We start from the raw sequence: 22,028 nt of genomic DNA, 5'->3' as shown, positions 1-22,028 counted from the left end.
TAACAAAACCTGCCGGCGCATGGATTGCGATGCGTGAGATCGCAAAGATAAGTTCAGTCAATGTGCCGAATGGCCGGTTACACCGGCCATTCAATCCTTAGGTCATTTCCTGGGTTACAGCACCGGCGCCAAGGCCGTCACATCTGTCCGCACTGCGACATTAATACGATGCTGAAGTTTGGCAGATCGGCCCATCGCCGCAATCATGAGCGAACGCGCATCTTGCAGAACAACTGGCCACCGGGTTCCTACTCGGCCGTAGAACCTGGATAGACGCTGAGTGGCATCGACAACCGGACGGAATTTGGTTTCCCAGTCCCTGAGGCCCTGATGTACGGATGGTGCTTCATCGACACATCGAGCAAGCATGTAAGCGGACTGCATCGTGACACAGGCCGCCTGCCCCAGATTCGGTGACATTGCGTGCGCCGCATCCCCGAGAATTGCCATCCGGCCGTGATGCCACTTTTCGCATCGAATGTCCCGGAACTCCACGAACTTGCCATTATCAGTAAGGCGTCGCAGGTACGTCTCGAGTTGTGGAAACGACTTCACCCAACTATCGATGTTCGGAGGAGTTTCCGCGCCTTTCTTGTCAGCGATTGGGCAGCAAAGATAAAGATAGATATGCTCTTTGCTGACCGGGATCACGCCGACACGTCGTCCACCGTTCCAGCACTCTATCGAACTGTTTAGAACTTCAAGGTCATTTTCGTTGCGACGGATCAAATACCGGGCTCCGCCATCGTAGAGCCGCTCGATATTCTTTTGGCCAGGCATCTGGTCACGGACGCGCGAGGTTACACCTTCTACTCCCAACACCAAATCAGCTTTATGCTTCGTGCCGGTCGCCAACTCCAGATAGCCGTCTGAACTCGCCCCGACCACCTCTGCATTGGTGCAAATCTCGACGCCGGCACGCATAGCCTGGTTGGCGATGGCCATATGCAGCGCTTGTCTCTCTGCGGTGATCAGTCGGCTATCTTTCATCAGCCAATCAGATTGCAACACGCGATTGCGATGGTCGCGGATTTGCCAGCTCTTGTTCCACTCCCCCGTCGATGCCACTTCATCATAGGCTCCGAGCGCCTCAAGGGTCCGGAGGGCATTTTCCCAGACGAAGAGCCCGGCGCCGATCTCTCTAAGTTCCTTGGCGCGTTCGTGAACGCGAACGCTCCAGCCACGACGAGCAAGAGATAGGGCTGCGGTCAACCCCCCAATTCCGCCCCCAGCAATTTCTGCATGCTTCTGCCCACTCATCCCAGTACCTCTCGCTCAGTGAAGGGAAACTCGTATTTCCATAACCCCATCCAATATTCCCTATTTCGTCATTTATCAATTTATTTTTTCCGCAATTCGATTATTTGATTCGTAAAGTTGCCTGTTTTCGACATTTTGAGCCGAATTTCATCTTATGAAGCCAATTTAGGCAGGCTCGTTGAGGGAGCGTCGACCATTTCCTGTTCATTTCCGCGAAGGTGCGCTCCATCAATGGGTAACTGGAACCCTCTTCCATTGACTCGGTCATGGCGCTGGATTTCGGCGCTTCTACCTCGGGAAGGAGCTTGCCGCGTTTGATGCCCGGTCGACAGGATGACGGGTTCGTGAGTTGTGCCGGCATTCTTCCGGTCGCGGGTGGTCGAGACCGACGATGCGATCTGTGCCTCGTGATGGGAACCAATATGGGCGCAGCCTTCGGACTTTTCCGCACGACAGTCCGCATTCCGGCCGAGATGGGCTCCGTCGGGGCGGTTAAGAGTCATCTATTGAGGGGCGGCCGTCCAGCCGCATCCGACTATACGGCACGGTGATCGGCTCAGAATGCGCCGAGCCGCTCGGTGGACTGCCCGTTCAAAAGAGCGCGGATCGCGTTTGCAAGCGCGGAGAATTCTCCGGCCAGGTCCTTTTCCATGCGGACGGTCATGCGCGAATGCGGCCCCAGCATGCCGACGCTGAACCGGACGCCGATGCCGTCGACCTCAATCGGCATGGCAAAGGCCGAAAGCTCGGGCACGACTTCCTGAATGCAGGTCGCATATCCCTGTTCCCGAACCTTGGCATACTCTGACAGAAGTGTTTCCCGGTCGGTGATGGTTCGACTGCAGAGGGCCGGCAGGCCGGCGGCAATTGCCGCGTCGACAGTTTCCGGCGGCTGATAGGCCATGATGGCCTTGCCGGCGGCCGTCGCATGCGGTTGCAGCGTTTTTCCGGGCAGAACGTAGCCTGTCCAGGTGTCCTCGGGAGAGGAGATCGAAATGGACTGGATCACCGTGCCTTCCAGCCGGCAGAGATAACAGGTCTCACCCACCTTTTCGCTGAAATCCTGCAGGAGCGGCTTGGCGAGTGTCGCAACGACATCCGGATCGACGGCAAGTCGTCCGAGGCGCTGGACGCGCGCAGAGAGGGTGTATCGCGCACGGGTGCCGCTTCCAACCGTGACGAGATTCGTCCGTTGCATGGCGGAAAGCAGCCTGTGGATCGTCCCCTTCGGCAACATCATCATGACGACGAGATCGTTGAGCGCCAATCCTTGCGGGTATGCCGCCAACAATTCCAGCACGCGGAAGTAGCGCTCCAGCGGTAAATTCCGATCCGATGCACCAGTTTCTTCAGTTTTCGTGACAGCCATACCCGTTCCCTGACGCTGATCCTGCTTCCGCGCGGCTTTCACCGCCAAGAAAGTTTCTTTCTAGGCGTTGACAGCGATCCACATGAATGGTCTCATGTTTCGTATATTATGACAAGTTTCGAAAAACGAAACAATGGGAACTGTGAAAAAATGTCTTCTCAGTCAGAGGCGCCGGTGCTTCGCGCAACGAAGCTAGTGCGGGAATTCTACGGCTTCCGCGCCGTGAACAATCTCGATATCGAGATCATGGAAGGCCACATCCACGCGCTGATCGGCCCGAACGGCGCCGGCAAGACGACGGTGTTCAACCTCCTCACCAAGACAATCCCACCGACCTCGGGCAACATCTTTCTGCGGGGCCGAGACATTACCCGAATGCCAGCGGCCGATGTGGCGCGACAGGGCCTTGTCCGCTCCTTCCAGATTTCGGCGATCTTTCCGAGCCTCACGGTCCTGGAAAATGTCGTGGTGGCGCTTCAGCGGCCGGCCGGACTGGCCACGCAGTTATGGCGTTCACGCCGCGCGCTTAACCCGCTGTATGGCCGCGCGGAAGAGCTGATCGACAGCGTCGGGCTGAGCGCGTGGGCGACACGGCAGGCCGGCGAATTGCCCTACGGCCGCAAGCGCGCGCTTGAAATCGCTACCACTCTCGCACTTTCGCCGGATGTCCTGCTGCTTGACGAGCCGATGGCGGGCATGGGCCGTGAGGATATCGACGACATGGTCGAACTGATCCGAAAGGTAGCAAAGGGTAAGACGGTGGTCATGGTCGAGCACAATCTCGGCGTCGTCTCGCGCCTGTGCGACCGGGTCACGGTGCTGGCGCGCGGGGAAACGCTTGCCGAAGGCACCTATGCGGATGTCAGTGCCGATCCGCGCGTGCGCGAAGCCTATATGGGGAATGGTCATGCGTGATGTTCAACCGCATCTTCGCCTTTCCGGCGTTCAGGGCTGGTACGGAGAAAGCCACGTCCTGCATGGCGTCGATCTTTCGATCATGCCCGGCGAGACGCTGATGCTGACCGGCCGCAACGGCGCGGGCAAGACAACGACGTTGAAGGCGATCGCTGCCCTGCTCAAGAAACGGACAGGCGCAATCGAGATCAACGGCCGCGACGTGACCTCCATTCCCCGTCACCGATTGGCTTATCAGGGGCTGGCCTATGTGCCGGAGGAGCGCGGGATATTTTCCAGCCTCACAGTCGAGGAAAATCTGCTTCTGCCGGTCGTGGTGGCCGAAGGCGGCATGATGATCGAGGAAATCTACACGCTTTTCCCCAACCTGAAGGAGCGTCGCACAAGTCCGGGAACCAAGCTTTCCGGCGGCGAGCAGCAGATGCTGGCCATGGCGCGCGTTCTGAGAACCGGTGCGAAACTTCTCCTGCTCGATGAGCCGACCGAGGGACTTGCACCGGTGATCGTCGACCGGATTGCCGAAACGCTGCAGATCCTCAAGCAGCGGCGCATGACGATCCTTCTCGTCGAGCAGAATTTCGGATTTTCGAAGGGTCTCGCGGACCGGCTCTGCGTCATGGAGCACGGTCGCATCGTGCTCGATCTTGCGGCGGCGGACATCGATGCCCGTCGCGGCGAACTCGAAGGTTATCTGGGGGTCTAACATGTTCAGCTACCCTATCCAGCTCATCATGGGCCAGCTTCTGATCGGTGTGATCAACGGCGCTTTCTATGCCGTTCTGAGCCTCGGGCTTGCGGTTATCTTCGGTCTTCTGCGCGTCATCAATTTTGCGCATGGCGCACAATACATGCTGGGCGCCGTTACCGCCTGGCTGCTGCTGCGCTATCTCGGCATCGGTTATTGGCCGGCTCTGGTGCTTGCGCCCGCAATCGTCGGCCTGCTTGCCTTTGTCATCGAGCGTCTGCTTCTTCGGCGCATCTACAATCTCGATCATCTCTACGGTCTGCTGCTGACCTTCGGTCTTGCCCTTATCATCGAGGGCTCGATGCGGCACTGGCTCGGTGCGGCCGGGAAGCCCTATGCACCGCCGGCGCTCCTGACGGGCGTCTGGAATTTTGGGATCGTCATCGTGCCGATCTATCGGGCCTTCATCGTCAGTGCGGCACTCGTGGTGTGCCTTGCGGTCTGGCTTCTGATCGAGAAGACCAAGATCGGCAGCTATCTGCGTGCGGCAACCGAAAACGCCAGCCTTGTCGAAACATTCGGCGTCAACGTCCCGATCCTTCTGTCGGCAACCTACGTACTGGGCGCGATGCTTGCCGCCTTTGCAGGTGTTCTTGCCGCGCCAATCTACCAGGTCAGCCCGTTGATGGGCAGCCATCTGATCATCATCGTCTTCGCAGTCGTCGTCGCGGGCGGCATGGGTTCGATCATGGGTGCAGTCGTTACCGGGTTCGCGCTTGGTATCCTTGAGGGGCTGACCAAGGTCTTCTACCCGCAGGCATCGACCGTGGTGATCTTCCTGGTGATGGCGCTTGTTCTCCTGTTCAGGCCGGCCGGCCTCTTCGGTCGTGACGTTGCCGCAAGTACGGCCGCCCCTGCCTTGGCGACGGCCGGCAAGCTTTCCCGCAAGGCGCTAGTTCCGATCGCCGTCATTGCCGCCCTCTTCCTTCTGGCAGCTCCGTTCTTCATTTACCCGACATTCGCGACCCGGCTGCTCTGCTTTGCCCTGTTCGCCTGCGCGTTCAACTTGCTGATCGGTTATGTCGGGCTGCTCTCGTTCGGACATGCAGCCTTCTTCGGCGGCAGCGCCTACATCACCGCGCATGCTCTGAAGATCTGGGGCTTTCCTCCGGAAGTGGCGATCCTTGCGGGCGTCGTCTTAGCGAGTGCCATCGGTTTTATCTTCGGCATCCTCGCGATCCGCCGGCAGGGCATCTACTTTGCCATGATCACGCTCGCGCTCGGGCAGATGGTCTATTTCTGCTTCCTACAGGCGCCGTTTGCCGGTGGCGAAGACGGCATTCAGGCGGTTCCGCGCGGCATGCTGTTCGGCATGATCGATCTCTATCATCCCTTCGCACTCTATTACAGCGTTCTGGCGATCGTTGGTCTTGCGCTTGCAGCGACCTGGCGCATTCTCAACTCGCCCTTCGGCTCGATCCTCGGCGCGGTTCGCGACAATGAATTGCGGGCGGTCTCGCTCGGCTATCACGTCCATCGCTACAAGCTCGGCGCATTCGTGATCTCGGCGGCGCTCGCGGGCCTGGCCGGCAGCCTCAAGGTGATCACGGTCCAGATCGCTTCGCTGACCGACGTGACATGGCAGATGTCCGGCGAAGTCGTGCTGATGACGCTGCTCGGCGGCATGGGAACCTTCTTCGGACCCGCTGTCGGGGCGGCGGTGATCACCGTCATCGAACACTATCTGGCAGGTTTCACGGTGCCGGCCCCGGTGGTCACCGGTGGCCTTTTCGTGATCTGCGTTCTGGTTTTCCGGCGCGGCATCGTCGGGGAAATCATCATGCTCCTGCGCATACGGGGCGGGTCAAAAACGCAAGCCAAGGATGCCGCCACGTCTCCCGTTCACGTTTGATATCGACAAAACCAAAAAGAGAGGAACAGAACATGCGAATGAAAATGAACGTAGTGTCGCTGGCGATCGCCGGTCTGATGGCAAGCGTATCGGCTTCTGCCTTCGCAGCCGATACCGTCAAGATCGGCCTGCTCATGGACATGTCCGGCAATTATTCCGATGTGGCAGGCAGGGGCAGCGTGACGGCTGCCGAGATGGCCGTCGCCGATTTTGGCGGCGAGGTTCTGGGCAAGAAGATCGAAGTCGTTTCCGCCGACATGCAGAACAAGGTCGATCTGGCGGTCTCGATTGCCAACGAATGGTTCGATGTCGGTGGCGTCGATGCCGTCATGGACATCAACAACTCCTCGGCCGGCCTTGCGGTCAGCAAGATCGCCGCTGCCAAGGACAAGCTGGTCACCATCAATATCTCCGGTTCGACCCGTTTCACCAACGAGGATTGCAACGCCAACACCATTCACTACGTCTACGATACGGAAGCTCTTGCCCGCTCGACCGGCACGGCAGTCGTGCAGGAAGGTGGAAAGAAGTGGTTCTTCGTGACGGTCGACTACACGTTCGGCCACGACTTCGAAAAGCAGACCGCTGCCGCCGTGAAGGCTGCGGGCGGCGAGGTGATCGGCTCGGTCAAGGTGCCGCTGAATGCGCCGGACTATTCCTCCTATATCCTGCAGGCGCAGGCCGCGAACCCGGACGTGATCGCATTCGCGACCGCCGGCGCCGACACGTCGAACGCGATCAAGCAGGCCTCGGAATTCGGCATGGGGCAGGGCAACCAGAAGCTCGCCGGGCTTCTCGTCTATGACAACGAGATCGATGCGCTGGGTCTCGATATCGCCAAGGGCATGATGCTGACCTCGTCCTTCTACTGGGACATGAACGACGAGACCCGCGCCTTCTCCAAGCGCTACATGGAGAAGATGGGCAAGATGCCGAACATGTCGCAGGCAGGCGTCTATTCCAGCACCATGCATTACCTGAAATCGATCGCCGCTGCCGGAACGGACAAGACGGCCGATGTGATGGCGATGATGAAGAAGACGCCGATCAACGACTTCTTTACGAAGAACGGCGTCATCCGCGAGGACGGGCTGATGGTTCACGACCTGTTTCTCTTCCGTGTGAAGACGCCGGAAGAGTCGAAGGGGCCGTGGGATTATTATTCGCTCGTGCGCACCGTGCCTGCGGACGAGGCATTCCCGCCGCTTTCGGAATCGAAATGCCCGCTGCTCAAGAAGTGATTTTTGGAACAGTCTCCTGCCGGCCCCCGTTCGCGGGGTCGGTCATCTCCTACGGACAATTTTCATGAACATCGCACCACATTATTCCGATGAGGAAATCGAACTCCAATACAATCTCCGCGTCGGTCGCCCCGACTACGACACGGTTGTTGTGTCCGACTGGATCGAACGCAGCGAGGAAGCGCGCAAAAGCCTCGATTGCCGGCTGGATATCGCCTATGGAGTCGGCACGAAGCAGAAGCTCGACGTCTTTTACGCCAGATCCACTGACGCGCCGACACTGATCTTTTTCCATGGTGGTTATTGGCAGCGCGGCGACAAGTCAGTTTACAGCTTCCTAGCATCGCCTTTCGTCGCCAACGGCGTCAATGTCATCCTCGTCGGCTACCATCTGTGCCCGGAGGTTTCAATCACCGCGATCTCGGTCCAGGCACGCGAGGCGCTCGCGTGGATTTGGAAGAATGCCGATGAACTGATGATCGATCGCCTTAAACTGACGGTCATGGGGCACTCGGCCGGCGGCCATATCACCGCCATGCTAATGGGAACGGACTGGCGCACGCTCGCTCCGGACCTTCCGCTCGATCTGGTCAAGGCAGGCATTCCGGTTTCGCCGCTCAATGCGCTTGAACCCATCCGCCGTACGTCCCTCAATATCGCAGTCGGCATGGATGCAGCGGAAGCTGAGGCCGAAAGCCCGATGAACCATCCGCCAGTTACCGATGCGCCGCAACTGGTCGTCTGCGGCGGTCGCGAGACGGCGGAATTCCATCGCCAGTCCGACATCTATGTTGCGGCATTTGCAACGGCAACTCGTCCGATGGAGCGCTACTCCGTTCCGGACTGCGACCATTTCGACGAGCTGAATGCGCTTGCCGATACATCAAGCCCGTTCTTCAAAAAATCGCTCGCCCTCATCAAGGCCGCCGGAAAACAGGAGTAAAACCATGCCGCAAACCATCACGATGGACCTGATGGACGAGATCCTTGCAGCCTTCAACGGTCACGATGCGGCCAGGGTTGCATCCTTCTTTGCGAAGGATGGTGTGATGCTGGCGCCGGCAGGCCCGGAAGCTGTCGGGCGCGCGCTATCTGGCCCGGATGCTATTCGCGCAGCTCTGGAAAAGCGCTTCGCCGACAGCCCGGATATCCGGTGGACCGAGGCCAAGACATGGATTTTCGGTGAGAAAGCTCTCAGCGAATGGCGTGTTCGCGGAACTGCGCCAGACGGTTCCTGCATCGACACGTTGGGCTGCGATCTTTGGGAGTTCGTAGGCGGCAAGATAAGCAAGAAAGACACCTACTACAAGCAGATGTCCGTGTGACCGGCAAATCTACGAACAGCGCTGGAGGCGGCCACCATTGGGCCGCCTTCAAGGGCCGGTATACGTATTAAAGGGCGTAGCGTTGGTTTCCCGCTAAACAACGCTAAGGGAGAACAAATCGCGATGATCGGGTGGGAAGCGAGGCGGCCGTCTGTGTCAAGGGCCCTTTGGCCGAGTACTTCTTCTGGAATCTCTCAGTCGCACCGGGAACAAGTGCTCGCACAGGGATGTGACTGATGCTGCCAATCGGTCGGTGCTCGTTTGCTCGCTGCTGTCTGCCGTAGATACGCGCGAAACAGCTCTCTCATCGCTCTAAAGTTCGCAAAGCCTAAATGAGCTGCCAGCCGGATGACTGTCGTTGTCGATACGCCGAATAGCTCTGCTATTGAACTAGATGTCCCGAACGCTACTATGTCCGGGCGATCCAGTGCCGCGCGCATGAGGCGCTCCAGCTCCTGCGGGAAGACGACGTCCTTTCGAGCGATCATTCCCTTGAGCTCGTGCATGTCGGAGGGATGATAGACGGCAGATCTGGAGGGCGTCACTTGGAATCCTTGCGGTGATGGCGGTCGGGTCCTTGCGGAGAAGCCGCCATAGCGGTCAAACTGACGTCTCTGCCTTCTTCCTGGAGGGGCTGGCTGGGGGACAGTCGAGCCCCCGCACCGGAGAGGAAGAACTTCTCCGGTGCGGGACATGCTTGGCGGCAAGCCTTCCATGTGGCGTGAACTCCGGCACTTCGTCGCGAAGCCTTAGTCTGGGGCGCGACGCGTTCCGACCTCGGAGTGCGTCTTGTCGAGACCGCGGATCTCGAGTTCGCCGCAATCAGACGGCCAGCGACGTTTCCCCCGTTGTTCAGACAAAGGTCAGGATTGAAACGCCGTCGCGACGGGGGTGTCCTCAAGCTTTCCCGCCATGAGCTTCATCAATTGCAACTCCGTCAGGTCCGATTTTGAGAAGGTTCCCAGTTGCCGGCCGAGGAACAGGACCGTGAAGGTGTCTGCGATCAAATAGGCGTGCTGCACGTTGTGCGTAATCAGGATCACACCGATGCCGCTGTCGCGGGCGCGCGCGACATGTTCCAGCACCATATCGGACTGCTTCACGCCCAGCGCCGAGGTCGGTTCGTCGAGGATAAGCACCTTCGCCCCAAAATGCACGGCGCGCGCTACGGCAACACTTTGACGTTGCCCACCCGACAGGGTACCGATCGGCCGGCGCACGTCGTCGACCTTGACGCCCATGCCTCGCAGTTCCTCGCGGGCCGCGCGGATGGCATGGCGCTTGTCGAAGCGGCGGAACGGCCCCCATCCGGTCGAAGGTTCGCGGCCGAGGAAGAAGTTGCGGTAGACGGGCATGATCGGCACTACAGCCAGGTCCTGGAAGACGGTGGCGATACCCTTGTCGAGGGCGTCATTGGGCGAGGAAAAGTGCTGCTCCTCGCCGTTCACCCGGATTACGCCCTTGTCAGGCCGGATGACGCCGCTCAGCAGTTGGATGAGCGTCGATTTCCCCGCGCCGTTGTCGCCGAGCAGACACACAACCTCCCCCGGCCTGACCCGGATCGTCACATCCTGGAGGGCGGCGAAGTTGTCGTAATATTTCGAGACGCCGACGGCTTCGAGATAGGGCTGTGCGGTCATTGGCTGCTTCCTCTCGGCTTGAGGGCGGCATTGCGCGTGTAGTTGTTGATGACGACGGCGATCAGCAGCATGAAGCCGAGGAACGTCAGGAACCACACATCCGGAAGCGGCGTGAAGAAGAAGCCCTGGTCGACCATGCCGAACAGCAGCGCCCCGAAGAACGTGCCGATGGGCGAGCCATAGCCGCCGGTCAGCAAGGCGCCGCCGATCACAGCTGCGGTGACAACCTCGAACTCCCGGCCAACGGCGGAATTGGCGTTGCCCTGATTGATCGTGAAGATGTTGATGGCGGCAACAAGGACGGCGGACGCCGCGACCGCGATATAAAGCATGATCTTGAGTCGGTCGACCTGAATGCCGGTCCGCACGGCCGCGGCCTGATTGCCACCGGTGGCGAAGATGCGGTTGCCAAAGACGGTGCTTTCGAGAACCCATGCCGCAAGCCCGGTGATCACGATCCACCAGATCAGCGACACGGAAAACGGGCCGACCATGCCGGAGAACAGCCAGACTAGCGGGTCCTCACCGGCGGCGCTGCGCACGCCGTCGATCACGCTGTTGCCGTTGAGCATGCGAAGAATCCCCTGCACCGCACCACGGATGATGAACAGCGTGGCGAGCGTGATGATGAAGGACGGCAGCTTCGTCTTGACCACAAGGTAGCCATTGAGGGCGCCGATGCCGATGGCGACGATGACCGTGGCCAGGAAGGCGGGGGCCACCGGCCAGCCCGCATAGACGATCAGATAGCTCATGACGATTTCACCGGCGGCGACCGTCGCGCCGACGGAGAGGTCGAATTCGCCTGCGACGAGCAGGAGCGTGATGGGGGCGGCGATGATGCCGATCGTCGCCGCCACTTCGAGATAGTTGCGGGTCATCGCCATCGACAGGAAGCCGGCGTCGCCGGTGAAGATCGCGAAGAAGGCGAAGACCGCTATCGTGCCGGCGATGGCCGTGAATTCGGGACGCACCAGGAGGCTTCGGAGGCTCACCCGAGCCTCTGGTGCATCCGTGCGCCCGCTTTGGACGGGACTGTTCATGTTCACTCCTCAGGGGTTGGTGATGCAGTTCACTGCTGCTGTAGCGACATCAGCCGGTCGATGTTCTCCGGCGTGATGACCGCCGGGCCCGTGATGAAGGCGTCGGTGGCGGGCACGATTCCCTGGCGGAGATAGAGCGAAAGCACGACGACCGGGTAATAACCCTGGGCGTATTGCTGCGCATGCAGATCGAAATCGAGGTTCTTCGACTTCAGGCCGTCGACCGCGGCCGTCGTCAGGTCGATGGTGCCCCAACGCATGGATTTGCCCTTGTCGCCGGAATTGTTGCGGGCTTCGAGCATGGGCGCGATGCAGCACGACCCCACGGAGAACACCGCGTCGATCGACGGGTCCTTCTGCAACTGCGTTTCGGTGATCGTCTTAATGCGGTTGGCGTCGTTGATGTTGTTGAGCGGGACTTCGGCGAGCGAGACCTTGCCGCTGAAGGCTTCCTTGAGGCCGTTGACGCGCGCGTCGACGAAAGGAAGAGCGCCGGTGGGCGTGGTGATTACCAGGACATGCTTGGAACCGAGGCCGTTGTACTGTTCGCCCGCGATCCGGCCCTGGATTGCCGGATCGTCGCCGACGAAGGTCAGGGCGTGGACCTCCTTCACGCTCTCGCCGCCTTGGTTGAACAGGACGACCGGAATGCCGGCCCCCGTCGCCTTGGTGATCACCTCATTGAGCGAGGTCGGGGTGGGATTGCTGATGATCAGCCCGTCGGGACCGGCCGCGATCGCCGCCTCGATGTTGCGCCGCTGCTGGTTGGGATCGTTGAGGTTGGCGTCCGTCCCGCGGTACTGCACCTCGACGCCGAGATCCTTGCCGGCCTGTTCGAGCCCCTTGATGACGTCGACGAAATAGGTGTCGGACGCCGGCGAATGGCTGATCATCATGATCTTGAGCGGCTTCCGGGCTTCTTCCGCCTGAGCGGGAGACCAAAGGCCGGAAAGGCCCGCGGCGATTGCCATGACGCCCGCAATCAGCGGCAGTCTGCGGTTTCTGTTAGTCTGCAACATTGCACTCTCCTCCAAGCGATGTCGATCCTCGACATCCGGTTAGTGGCCTCCTGGGATGCCAGGTTCAGCCGTGGAATCCGCGGGAAACGCAGTCGGCGGCTCGATTAGGGGCGTGTCATCGTGAGCGGCGAGAAAAAGGTCAGCGATCGCGTGGCCCAACCTGACCTGTTGATCGGCATCGAGATGAATGCCGTCGACGTCGCTTGAGGTCACGTGCCGCCCGGCGTTGAGAAATTGCGCCCGGTGGTTTTTGGCGGCGGCCTGCATGTGAACATGCAGCGCGTTCGACTTTGGCTCCGCCTGCGCGAAGATCCGCTCGAATATCCCGCGCCGTCGGACCGGGGGCGGGCAGACGATGACCACATTTTGGTTTCCGCCCCGAACACAGCCCGAGGCGGAAACCACCTGCAACAGCCGCTCGATCGCGAAATAGCCGATCTCCTCAGCGGAGAGGTTGAAGCGATCCTTAAGGTCGTTTGTCCCGAGCATGATGACCAGCCTGTCCAGAGGTCGGTGACTGAAAAGGCAGGGCAACAGATAGTCCAGGCCGTTCAGATGACGGCCTTCCAATGGATCGTCGAGAACCGTGGTGCGTCCGGGCAGGCCTTCTTCGATGACATGCCAGTCGGCGCCGAGACGCTGGCGCAATACACCTGGCCAGCGCACTTGCGAATCAAAACGCTCGTCGGCGTTCCATGCCGTCATCGGCACAGTTCCCCAGGTGTTCGAATCTCCAAAGCAGAGGACGGTCTTCATCGTCATGCGGTCAGCTTTCGGACTGGCGCGAGCGAATGAAGTCGACCGAACGCGCAATGACCTCCTCCCTGTCGAGGTCGAGTTGGGACATGTGATAGGACTGGTTGAGCCACTGGATCGATTTGATACCGGAGCCGCTGCGGGCCAGTATTTTGTCGCCGTTGCCCTTGGGGACCACGTGATCGTGGACGGATTGCAGGACGAGCAACGGTGCGGTCAGGCGCGGCAGCGCTTCGCTCGCCAGCATCGCCATTGCCAGAAGGTCGATCCCGCTCTTGCGGGCTCGAAGCGGGTAGGTGATCTCGGGGACCGGCGGACCGAAGAAGTCAGGCCCCTCCCAGGCGGGAAGTATTCCATCGGCGGGTCCGGTGATCAGGTCCAGCGCGAACTGCGGCCGGTCCAGAAAGAGTGGCGCGTTGACGGTGATGACGCCCGCCAGCGAGTCGTCTTCGATCGCGCCAAGCTGCAACGCCAACGCCCCGCCCATCGACACGCCGAGGACGAAAACACGGCGATAGCATCGCTTGAGTTGGTCCAGGCCCGCGCGGGCGCAGGCGATCCAGGCCAGCGGCCCGGTCTTCATCATGTCCCCATAGCTCGTTCCGTGACCCGGCAGGGTCGGCGCCAACACCGAGCAGCCCGCACCCGCGAGGCCCGAGGCCAGGAATCGCACGCTTTCAGCCGTCGCGCCCCACCCGTGAAGCGCAAGCACGGCGACATCCCCTCGTTCGTGAAAGTAGGCCCCTGCACCTTCAATCGTCACGTTCCTGTTGATGTCGTCGATCCAGGCCTGAATGCCTTCCGACGATTGCCGCTCATTCATCCTTCACTCCTTCGCGTGCCGCCACCGGCCGCATATCAACTCACTGCCTTCGGTTTGAACTGTTCGAGTTCGAGCTCCAGCGCTTGCAGTTCGACGCCGCCCGCCATCAGGCCCACGACCTCGGCCGCCGACTTTTCGCCGCGGCTGAAGGAGGCGACCACCTTGCCGTGGCCGAGGACGACGAAATGGTCGCCAATCGACATCGCATGATGAGCGTTGTGCGTGATGAGGATCACGCCGATGCCACGGGATCGCACCTCCGCGACCAGCTTCAGGACCGTGGTCGCCTCGCGCACGCCAAGCGCTGAAGTCGGTTCGTCGAGAATGAGAAGGCGCGCACCAAAATAGGTTGCCCGGCAGATGGCGAGCGCCTGGCGCTGGCCGCCCGACAGGGTTCCGACGGGACGGCTCGAATCCGTCACGCGGCGCACGCCGAGGCTCTGGATCTGCTCCAAGGCGATCCTGTTCATCGTCTGGAGATCCAGCCGCCGCAGCGGCCAGCGGCCCTTGACGATCTCGGCGCCGAGAAAGAAGTTGCGCGAGATGCTCATGAGGGGAACAGTTCCGCCATATTGATGCACCGTCGCAATGCCGGCGTTGCGGGCATCGCGCGGCTCCCGGAAAGCAGCGGGCTTGCCGTCGAGAAGGATCTCGCCGGAACTCGGTGCATGCACACCGGAGAGGATCTTGATGAGCGTCGATTTGCCGGCGCCGTTGTCGCCGAGCAGGCAGAGGACCTCGCCCGCCGACACCTTCAGCGAGACCTCTTGGAGGGCCGCGATCCCGGCGAATTCCTTGGAGACATTGCGGGCTTCGATAATCGGAATGTTTGTCGACATCGTTCGCTCCCTAGGCGCGCATCGCGAGACGGCGGAACAGATTGTTGGTGAGCACGGCGGCCAGCAACAGCAGCCCGAGCAGGAGCTGCGCCCAGTCCGAACTCCAGCCCGTATAGAAGATGCCGACATTGACGATGCCAAAGGTCATCGCTCCCAGCATGACGCCAATCGGCGAGCCGTAGCCGCCTTGCAGCAGCACGCCGCCGATGACCGTGGCAATGATGCTGTTGAAGACATAGACCTGCCCCCGGGTTGCTTCGCCGCCGTTGAACGTCATGGTTTGAATGACGCCGACGAGGACCGCGGCGACGGCGGTGAGGATGAACAGCGTGATCTTCACGCGGTCGGTCCTGATGCCTGCTTCACGCGCCGACTGTCGGTCGCCGCCGGTCGCCTGGATCCAGTTGCCGAATTGCGTGCGGAAGAGCACCCAGCCCGCCACCAGCGAGACGAGGACCCACCATATGATGGAGATGCTGGCAGGCCCCCATTTACCGGCGAAGAGAAACCGCCAGGCACCCTCGACGCTCAGGGACACGTTGGGCGTGCCCACGAGAAACCGCGTCAGGCCGAGGGCCAAACCCGCCAGCGCGAGCATGCTCACGAGGGTGACGATGAAGGACGGCAGGCCGGTGCGCACGGTGACGATCCCGTTGAACAGCCCGACACCAACGCCGAGCGCCAGGGCGAGCGCGATCGAGAGCCAGATCGGAGCGCCGTAGATCCCCGTCGCAACCGCGACCAGAACGGAGGTCGCGCCGATTACCGAGCCCACCGACAGGTCAAGCTCACCGCCGATCATCAGCAGGGCCACCGGCACTGCGACGATGCCGAGTTCGGCGGCGACATTCAGCCAGCCGGCGGTCCCACGCCAGGTCAGGAAGCCGTTGCCCGACGTCACGACGGCAAAAAACACGAAGACAGTCAGCGTGCCGATGAAAGCCCCGAATTCGGGCCTGCGCATCGTATCGCCGAGAAATTTACCCAGGCTGGACGAATCCGTCGCGGGCGGTGCCTGACGCGTGATATCCGAACTCATGCAAAGTCCCTCCATGTCATTGAGGTGGAGCGTCCGGCATTGCTTTCAGGACGCTGGCGTGGGCCATCCGGCCCGGCAGGAGTAGGAGCCGCCCCCGGGAGGTAAGGCGGCTCCTATCGGGCCTACATGGCGCCGCGATAGGGAACGACTTCCGGGTTCAGCACCTTGTCGACGTTCTCTTTCGTGATGATCAGAGGCCCGGTCGTGACGGCGCCGACCGGTTGGATGCCGTACTTGAGATGCTGGGCGGCGATCAGGACGCCGTAATAGCCCTGCAGATACGGCTGCTGGTCCAGATCGAAGACGAGCTTGCCATCCCGCACTGCTTCGAGTGTCCGCCGCGAGACGTCAGACGTGCCCACCTTGACGGTTTCGGCAAATCCGCCATCCGCGACGGCCTGCATCGCGTTCTCAGCCAAGCCCGAACCGAGCGTGTAGATGGCATTGATCGTCTTGTCGGCGGTGAGCGCTCCGGTGATGGCCTGCACGATCTGCTGCGGGCTGCCCTGGCTGGAATAGGGAAGATTGAGTACCGTGACCTTCTTGCCGCCGGCCTCCATGTCCTCCTTGAAGCCCTGGCAACGGGCCTCCGTCCCGGGATTGCCGGGAACATGGTTGATGCACATGCCATGGGTGGCGCCGGAGGCCAGATGCAGTTCGGCCGCCTTGCGGCCGACGGCGGTCGAATCCTCGCCCACGAATGTCAGCGCGCCCAATTCCTTCCAGTTGTCCGAGCCGGTATTGATGACCACCACTTCTATGCCCGCCTCCACGGCGGCACGAATGCCCTCGTTTTCGGCATCGGGAATGAAATTGCCAATCACCATGGCGTCCGGCTTGCGCGACAGGCCGACTTCGATCAGCCGCGCAAGATCCTGGGAGAGATTGTCGAAGCCGTTGGGCGCCGTGTATTCGAATTTCACGCCGGCCGCCTCAGCGGCGTCCTTGGTCCCCTTCTCCATCGCGCTGAAGAAGGGATCGCCCAGCGGGCCAAGAACGGCGATGATCTCATAGTTGCCGTCCGCGTCCTTCGCCTGCCCCTCAGAGGCGAACAGACTCGTCGAGCAGGCGAGCGCAAGTATCCCGCCCGCAATCATGCGGGTGACTTTGTTCATGAAACTCCTCCAGATCCGGGGAGTCTCCTCACAGCTCCCCGAAAGAACTTATGTCACATCCCTGTTGCCTTGTCTACACCTGTAGACTAAAATCTTTTCAGCTGCGCAGTGCCCATCATGAAGATATATGAGAAATAGCCAGATTCGGCGTGAATCTTTGTGCTCGCGCCGGGCCGGCTTAGCTGGGCGACAGATTTCCCTTGTCTACACAAGTAGAGAAATGCAAGAGTGAATCGACGGAGGATATTTCATGGCGAAGGTCACCAGAGATGAAGTCGCGCGGCGAGCCGGCGTGTCGAGTGCCACGGTATCGTACGTCGTCAATGGAGGGCCGAAGCCGGTCGCGGCCGAAACGCGCGAACGCGTGCTGAGGGCCATTGCCGAACTGGACTACGTTCCGAACGATTTCGCTCGGAGCCTGAAGGGGGCCGGCAACCGCACAATCGGCTATTTGGTCCCCAACATTCGAAACCCGTTCTTCGCGGAAATGACCTCGGCTTTCAATCAGGCGCTCCGTAAAAGAGGATACCAGCTGCTGCTGGCGGACCTGGACGACGACCCGGATCTTGAGAAGGAGTATCTCGAGCTCTTTAGAAAGAAGAACGTCAATGGAGTCGTTGCCTGGCAGATTTCCCCTTCAAGCAATCTTGTCGAGTTTCTCTCGTCCCGAGACATTCCGTTTGCTCTCATTGCAACGCGGAACGCCAAAGCGTCCTCTGCGGTCATCGACGAGAAGAGCGCGGCGGAGATCGTAGTCGCCCACTTGAAGGCTTTGGGCCATCAGAAAATCGCCTATGTAGGCCCGGGCGATGAAGAGCATTTCCCGCAGTCTCGTTTGCCTTTCGTGCTACAGGCGCTATCGTCTGCGGGTCTGCCTGCTGGACGCGATATTTTTTTCGATACGACCGCTCCGGGTGGCTGGACCGGCGCCACTCAGCGCTTGGCGGGAATGCCCGACCGCCCGACAGCGGCAATTGTTCATAACGACGTGCTGGCGATTCAATTGATAGCCCACTTGATCGACCTCGGCTTCAACATTCCAGCGGATCTGTCGGTTGTCGGCTATGACAACCTGGATGTCAGCAAATACACCAAGATTCCGCTGACTTCGGTGGATTATTCGAAAGAGAAGCTCGGCCAAGTAGCCATCGATCTGGTTTTGAACCAGATCGATGGCAAGAAGTCTCAGGGGACTGTTACCGAGATCCCCGTAAAGTTGATCGTGCGTGAATCGACGGCTCGAGCGGGCGTTGGCGCTTAGTGCAGTTTTGTGGCGCTAAGCGGTTCGGTTGACCCCCAATCGACGCATTTCACGGTAAATGGTGGAGCGGCCGAGGCTGAGTTGCCTTGCTGCCTCGACCGGTGACGTTCCGGCGCAGACAAGCTTCATAGCTGCCTCGACCTTTTTCATGTCCAGGGGCTGACGGCCAGGCCGCTTGCCCTGCACCCTTGCGGCGGCGACGCCGTCCTTCGTCCGCTCAGAGATGAGCCGACGCTCGAAATGGGCGATCGCCCCGAACATGTGGAAGATCAGCTCGCCGGCGGCCGAGGAGGTGTCGATCTTCTCCTCGAGGCTGAGAAGGTCGATCGAACGCTCCCGCAGCATCTTCACCGTTTCTAAGAGCTCCGCCAGCGATCGACCAAGGCGGTCGAGGCGCACGACGGCGAGGGTGTCGCCGGCGCGGGCGTAGTTCAGGAGTTCGGCCAAACCTGGCCGATCCATACTCTTTCCGGACTTGATGTCGGTAAAGACCCTGATCGCGCCGGCCTGCTCAAGCCGAATTGTCTGGCCGGCGACGTCCTGATCGCCCGTCGAGACGCGCGCGTAGCCGAGAATTGCCCCCATATTTCTGTCTCCGAAACGGCCGTTCTGTGGACAAACTTGATTGACCTGTGGAACGGCTCCGATTCCGTCCGCAGAATACGTCTCCTTACTCTTGTCTGTCCACGAAATCGATGAGCCTTCTATGGACATCGGGAGGAACGCGGATGCGCAAGCACGAACTGCTGAGCGAAGCCGAGCGGGAACAGCTGCTCGGGATTCCAGGGGAGCGTGATGATCTCGCCCGGTTTTACACACTCGAGCCGAGCGATCTTGAGTTGATCCGGTTTCGGCGGGAGGATCGCAATCGCCTCGGCGTTGCTCTTCAGCTTGCGCTGTTTCGGCATCCCGGCATGACGCTTGCCCAGATTCTCCATCGCTCCAGCGGGCTTCCAGAAAAACTGGTGTCCTTCATTGGCGAACAGCTCGATTTGCCGGCGGCTGCGCTTGCCGACTATGCGGGGCGGGATCAGACGATGACCGATCATGCTCGCGAGCTGGCGGTAGCGCTTGGCCTTCGCATCGCAACCAGGACCGATATTCCCTTCATGATCGAAGCGGCGGCCAAGGCCGCCTGGGGGACGGACAAAGGAATGGTGATCGCCGCCGGCATTATTGATGCGCTGCGCCAGGCCAAGATTCCTGCCTGCGGTCTCTACCATCGAGCGCGCCGGAATTGCTGGCCGGGCGCGCGCCAGAAAACAGGCGGCTCATGCGCTCCTCTCTGGCCTTCGGCCAGAGCAACTGCAAGCGCTCGATGCACTCCTGATCACCGATCCCCGCCGGGGCGCCATGCCGCTCACGTGGCTCAAGGCAATCCCGACGGCGGCCAAGCCCGATCACGTCCGCGACATTCTTGAGCGTCTGCGAACCGTAAGGGAAATTGCCATTCCGGCGAAATTGAATGGCACTGTGCATCCCGATCGTTATCGGCAGTTCGTGCGTGAGGGGCGCGCCTCGGCCGCCTACTTGATCGAGCGCTACACGGCGTCGCGCCGGCGCGTGACCCTAGTTGCCTTCCTGATCGATCTGGAAGAACGGCTGACCGACGCTGCCATAGAAATGTCGGACAAGCTGATCGGCAGCGCCTTCAGCCGGGCCCACAACAAGCAGACCCGTCGTTTTGCGGCTACCGCGAAAAATGTTGGTCGACTGATGCGGCTGTTTCGCGGCACGATCGACGCTCTCTCCACTGCACTCAACGATGACATCGACCCGATCGAGGCAATCGACGAGACCGTTGGCTGGGCCAATCTGCTGAAGGCCAGGCATGAGGTCGCAGAACTCGCCGAAACTGCGGACGTCGATCCACTCATGGTGGCCGTGGACCGCTATGCGACGCTCCGAAAATTTGCTCCGGTGCTGCTCGAGGCGCTCGATTTCAAAGCCGGTCGTGGAAGTGCTCGGACGATTGCTGGCATTCACATGCTTCGCGACCTTAACAGAGCAGGCAAACGCGATGTGCCGCCCGATGCGCCGATGCCGTTCAAGAAGGAGTGGCGCAAGCTGGTGTTCGGGTCGGACGGCAAAATCAATCGCCGGCTCTACGAAACGGCCATGCTCGCCCACCTGCGCAACAAGCTGCGCGGGCGACGTTTGGGTTGAGCGATCTTTCGCCTATCGCCGCTTCGATAGCTATATGCTGCCAGAGGCAGCGGCCGCTCCGATCGTTGCTGACCTAGGATTGCCGACCGCCGCCGACGAATGGCTCGCGCAACGCGGCCGAGAGCTCGACTGGCGGCTCAAGAAATTCGCTCAGCGCCTCAAGCGGAACCAAGTGGAGGGCGTGCGCCTGGTCGAGGATCGGTTGCAGATCTCACCTGTGAAGACTGCGGTCCCCGCCGAAGCCGAAGCGCTCGCCGACCGGCTCGATGCGATGATGCCGCGCATCCGCATCACCGAACTCCTGCACGAAGTCGCTCGCGAGACCAGCTTCATGGCGGCCTTCACAAATCTGCGCACCGGCGAAAGCTGCCCTAACGAGAGCGCGCTGCTCGCCGCCATTTTGGCCGATGCGACCAATCTCGGTCTCTCCCGCATGGCGGCGGCCAGCCAGGGTGTGACCCGCGATCAGCTCATTTGGACGCAGGATGCCTATATCCGTGAGGATACCTATCGGGCGGCGCTCGCCACCATCATTAACGCCCAACACCGTCTGCCGGTCTCAAAAGTCTGGGGCGACGGAACGACGTCGAGTTCGGACGGGCAATTCTTTCGCGGCGCAAAGCACGGCGCCTCCGGCGGTGACATCAACGCCCGCTATGGCGTTGATCCGGGTTTCAGCTTCTACACCCATGTCTCCGACCAGCACGGCCCCTTTCATGTCAAGGTCATCTCGGCGGCGACGCACGAGGCGCCCTATGTTCTCGACGGCCTGCTCCATCACGGCAGCAATCTCTCCATCGCCGAGCATTACACCGATACCGGTGGTGCAACCGATCATGTATTCGCGCTCTGCGCCATGCTCGAATTCCGATTCTGCCCAAGGCTGCGCGACTTCCCGAACCGCCGACTGATCTCGATCGAGCACCCTGTGACCTACCCCACCATTGCGCCGCTTCTCGGCAAACGCATTCGTGCCGAGGTCATTCGCGAGCACTGGGAGAACGTCATGCGACTGGTTGCGTCGCTGAAAGTCGGCCATGTCGCGCCGTCCGTAATGCTGAGGAAGCTCGCCGCCTACGAGCGTCAGAACCAGATCGACATTGCCCTGCAGGAGATCGGGAAGATCGAGCGGACGCTGTTCATGCTCGACTGGTTGGAAAACCCCTCGCTTCGCCGGCGTTGCCAGGCCGGGCTCAACAAAAGCGAACAGCGTCACGCTCTTGCACAGGCCATCTACACTTTCCGGCAAGGGCGGATCATCGACCGCAGTCATGAGGCTCAGCAATACCGGGCCTCGGGTTTGAATCTCGTGATCGCGGCGATTGTCTATTGGAATTCGACCTACATGGCCGATGCCGTGCGGCATCTGCGCGCACAAGGCGAAGTTGTCCCCGACGATATCCTGACCCATACTTCGCCGGTTGGATGGGAGCACATCGCCTTCTCCGGAGACTTCCTTTGGGATCGCGCTGCCAAGGCAACTGGTAGAAAGTTGCTCAATCTATCGACGAAACATCGTGCAGCATGACGGTATTCTGGCTTCGTTCCCCCTTAGCGTTGTTTAGCGGGAAACCAACGCTACGCCCTCTATTAGGTGAATGCTTCACGGTATTCGCCAGA

Annotated in this window: 18 protein-coding genes and 2 pseudogenes; 9 read left to right on the top strand and 11 right to left on the bottom strand. The window is 60.6% G+C overall.

The window, feature by feature from the left end:
* Nucleotides 1-114: 114 nt before the first annotated feature.
* Both B5M41_RS17240 and B5M41_RS17235 read right to left on the bottom strand, forming a co-directional pair.
* On the bottom strand, nt 115-1,260 hold the full coding sequence (locus B5M41_RS17240) for an FAD-dependent oxidoreductase (protein WP_134652978.1): 1,146 nt from the start codon (nt 1,258-1,260) through the stop codon (nt 115-117).
* Nucleotides 1,261-1,816: 556 nt separating this feature from the next.
* Nucleotides 1,817-2,629: an IclR family transcriptional regulator gene (locus B5M41_RS17235; protein WP_134652976.1), complete on the bottom strand. Its 813-nt coding sequence runs from the start codon at nt 2,627-2,629 to the stop codon at nt 1,817-1,819.
* Between the two features lie 150 nt (nt 2,630-2,779).
* Between B5M41_RS17235 and B5M41_RS17230 the strand changes: the two genes are divergently transcribed.
* From B5M41_RS17230 to B5M41_RS17200, 7 genes and pseudogenes are all read left to right on the top strand, one after another.
* On the top strand, nt 2,780-3,544 hold the full coding sequence (locus B5M41_RS17230; protein ID WP_134711087.1) for an ABC transporter ATP-binding protein: 765 nt from the start codon (nt 2,780-2,782) through the stop codon (nt 3,542-3,544).
* Nucleotides 3,537-4,247, top strand: a complete 711-nt coding sequence (locus B5M41_RS17225) for an ABC transporter ATP-binding protein (protein WP_134653120.1) — start codon at nt 3,537-3,539, stop codon at nt 4,245-4,247. The genes B5M41_RS17230 and B5M41_RS17225 overlap by 8 nt, the downstream gene beginning before the upstream one ends.
* Nucleotide 4,248: 1 nt before the next feature.
* A pseudogene (locus tag B5M41_RS17220) lies at nt 4,249-5,121 on the top strand (branched-chain amino acid ABC transporter permease); the annotation flags it as partial.
* Nucleotides 5,122-5,148: 27 nt separating this feature from the next.
* Nucleotides 5,149-6,141, top strand: coding sequence for a branched-chain amino acid ABC transporter permease (locus tag B5M41_RS17215; protein ID WP_230640206.1), 993 nt, complete (start codon nt 5,149-5,151; stop codon nt 6,139-6,141).
* Between the two features lie 38 nt (nt 6,142-6,179).
* Nucleotides 6,180-7,382, top strand: coding sequence for an ABC transporter substrate-binding protein (locus B5M41_RS17210; protein ID WP_209020920.1), 1,203 nt, complete (start codon nt 6,180-6,182; stop codon nt 7,380-7,382).
* A gap of 64 nt (nt 7,383-7,446) precedes the next feature.
* Nucleotides 7,447-8,325: an alpha/beta hydrolase gene (locus B5M41_RS17205; RefSeq protein ID WP_134653126.1), complete on the top strand. Its 879-nt coding sequence runs from the start codon at nt 7,447-7,449 to the stop codon at nt 8,323-8,325.
* A 4-nt stretch (nt 8,326-8,329) separates the two neighbouring features.
* Nucleotides 8,330-8,707, top strand: coding sequence for a nuclear transport factor 2 family protein (locus tag B5M41_RS17200; RefSeq protein WP_167719520.1), 378 nt, complete (start codon nt 8,330-8,332; stop codon nt 8,705-8,707).
* Nucleotides 8,708-9,570: 863 nt separating this feature from the next.
* Here B5M41_RS17200 and B5M41_RS17195 read toward each other — a convergent pair.
* From B5M41_RS17195 to B5M41_RS17160, 8 genes are all read right to left on the bottom strand, one after another.
* Complete coding sequence (locus B5M41_RS17195; RefSeq protein WP_134653129.1) at nt 9,571-10,347, bottom strand: ATP-binding cassette domain-containing protein; 777 nt, start codon at nt 10,345-10,347, stop codon at nt 9,571-9,573.
* The gene (locus B5M41_RS17190; protein ID WP_134711109.1) at nt 10,344-11,390 is read right to left on the bottom strand and encodes an ABC transporter permease; all 1,047 of its coding nucleotides are present in this window, start codon (nt 11,388-11,390) and stop codon (nt 10,344-10,346) included. The genes B5M41_RS17195 and B5M41_RS17190 overlap by 4 nt, the downstream gene beginning before the upstream one ends.
* A gap of 29 nt (nt 11,391-11,419) precedes the next feature.
* A complete protein-coding gene (locus B5M41_RS17185) occupies nt 11,420-12,409 on the bottom strand; it encodes a substrate-binding domain-containing protein (protein WP_134653204.1) in 990 nt (329 codons plus the stop codon).
* Between the two features lie 39 nt (nt 12,410-12,448).
* Nucleotides 12,449-13,171: an SGNH/GDSL hydrolase family protein gene (locus B5M41_RS17180; protein ID WP_134653202.1), complete on the bottom strand. Its 723-nt coding sequence runs from the start codon at nt 13,169-13,171 to the stop codon at nt 12,449-12,451.
* A 4-nt stretch (nt 13,172-13,175) separates the two neighbouring features.
* On the bottom strand, nt 13,176-13,988 hold the full coding sequence (locus B5M41_RS17175; protein WP_134653200.1) for an alpha/beta hydrolase: 813 nt from the start codon (nt 13,986-13,988) through the stop codon (nt 13,176-13,178).
* Between the two features lie 35 nt (nt 13,989-14,023).
* Nucleotides 14,024-14,827 (bottom strand): ATP-binding cassette domain-containing protein, encoded by an 804-nt coding sequence (locus B5M41_RS17170; protein WP_134653198.1) that lies wholly within the window; start codon nt 14,825-14,827, stop codon nt 14,024-14,026.
* Between the two features lie 10 nt (nt 14,828-14,837).
* Nucleotides 14,838-15,866 (bottom strand): ABC transporter permease, encoded by a 1,029-nt coding sequence (locus B5M41_RS17165; protein WP_134653196.1) that lies wholly within the window; start codon nt 15,864-15,866, stop codon nt 14,838-14,840.
* A 122-nt stretch (nt 15,867-15,988) separates the two neighbouring features.
* Nucleotides 15,989-16,981, bottom strand: a complete 993-nt coding sequence (locus B5M41_RS17160) for a sugar ABC transporter substrate-binding protein (protein WP_230640178.1) — start codon at nt 16,979-16,981, stop codon at nt 15,989-15,991.
* A gap of 250 nt (nt 16,982-17,231) precedes the next feature.
* On the opposite strand from B5M41_RS17160, the gene B5M41_RS17155 reads away from it, so the two are divergent.
* A complete protein-coding gene (locus tag B5M41_RS17155; RefSeq protein WP_134711129.1) occupies nt 17,232-18,242 on the top strand; it encodes a LacI family DNA-binding transcriptional regulator in 1,011 nt (336 codons plus the stop codon).
* A 15-nt stretch (nt 18,243-18,257) separates the two neighbouring features.
* Here the strand turns inward: B5M41_RS17155 and B5M41_RS17150 are convergent, their stop codons facing one another.
* Nucleotides 18,258-18,827, bottom strand: coding sequence for a recombinase family protein (locus tag B5M41_RS17150; protein ID WP_134652867.1), 570 nt, complete (start codon nt 18,825-18,827; stop codon nt 18,258-18,260).
* A 143-nt stretch (nt 18,828-18,970) separates the two neighbouring features.
* Here B5M41_RS17150 and B5M41_RS17145 point away from each other — a divergent pair.
* Nucleotides 18,971-21,936 (top strand): annotated as a pseudogene (locus B5M41_RS17145) (Tn3 family transposase).
* The last annotated feature ends 92 nt before the right edge of the window (nt 21,937-22,028 follow it).

The sequence above is a fragment of the Shinella sumterensis genome (assembly GCF_004514425.2).
Taxonomy (GTDB): Bacteria; Pseudomonadota; Alphaproteobacteria; order Rhizobiales; family Rhizobiaceae; genus Shinella; species Shinella sumterensis.
This window is presented reverse-complemented; position numbering and strand designations above follow the sequence as displayed.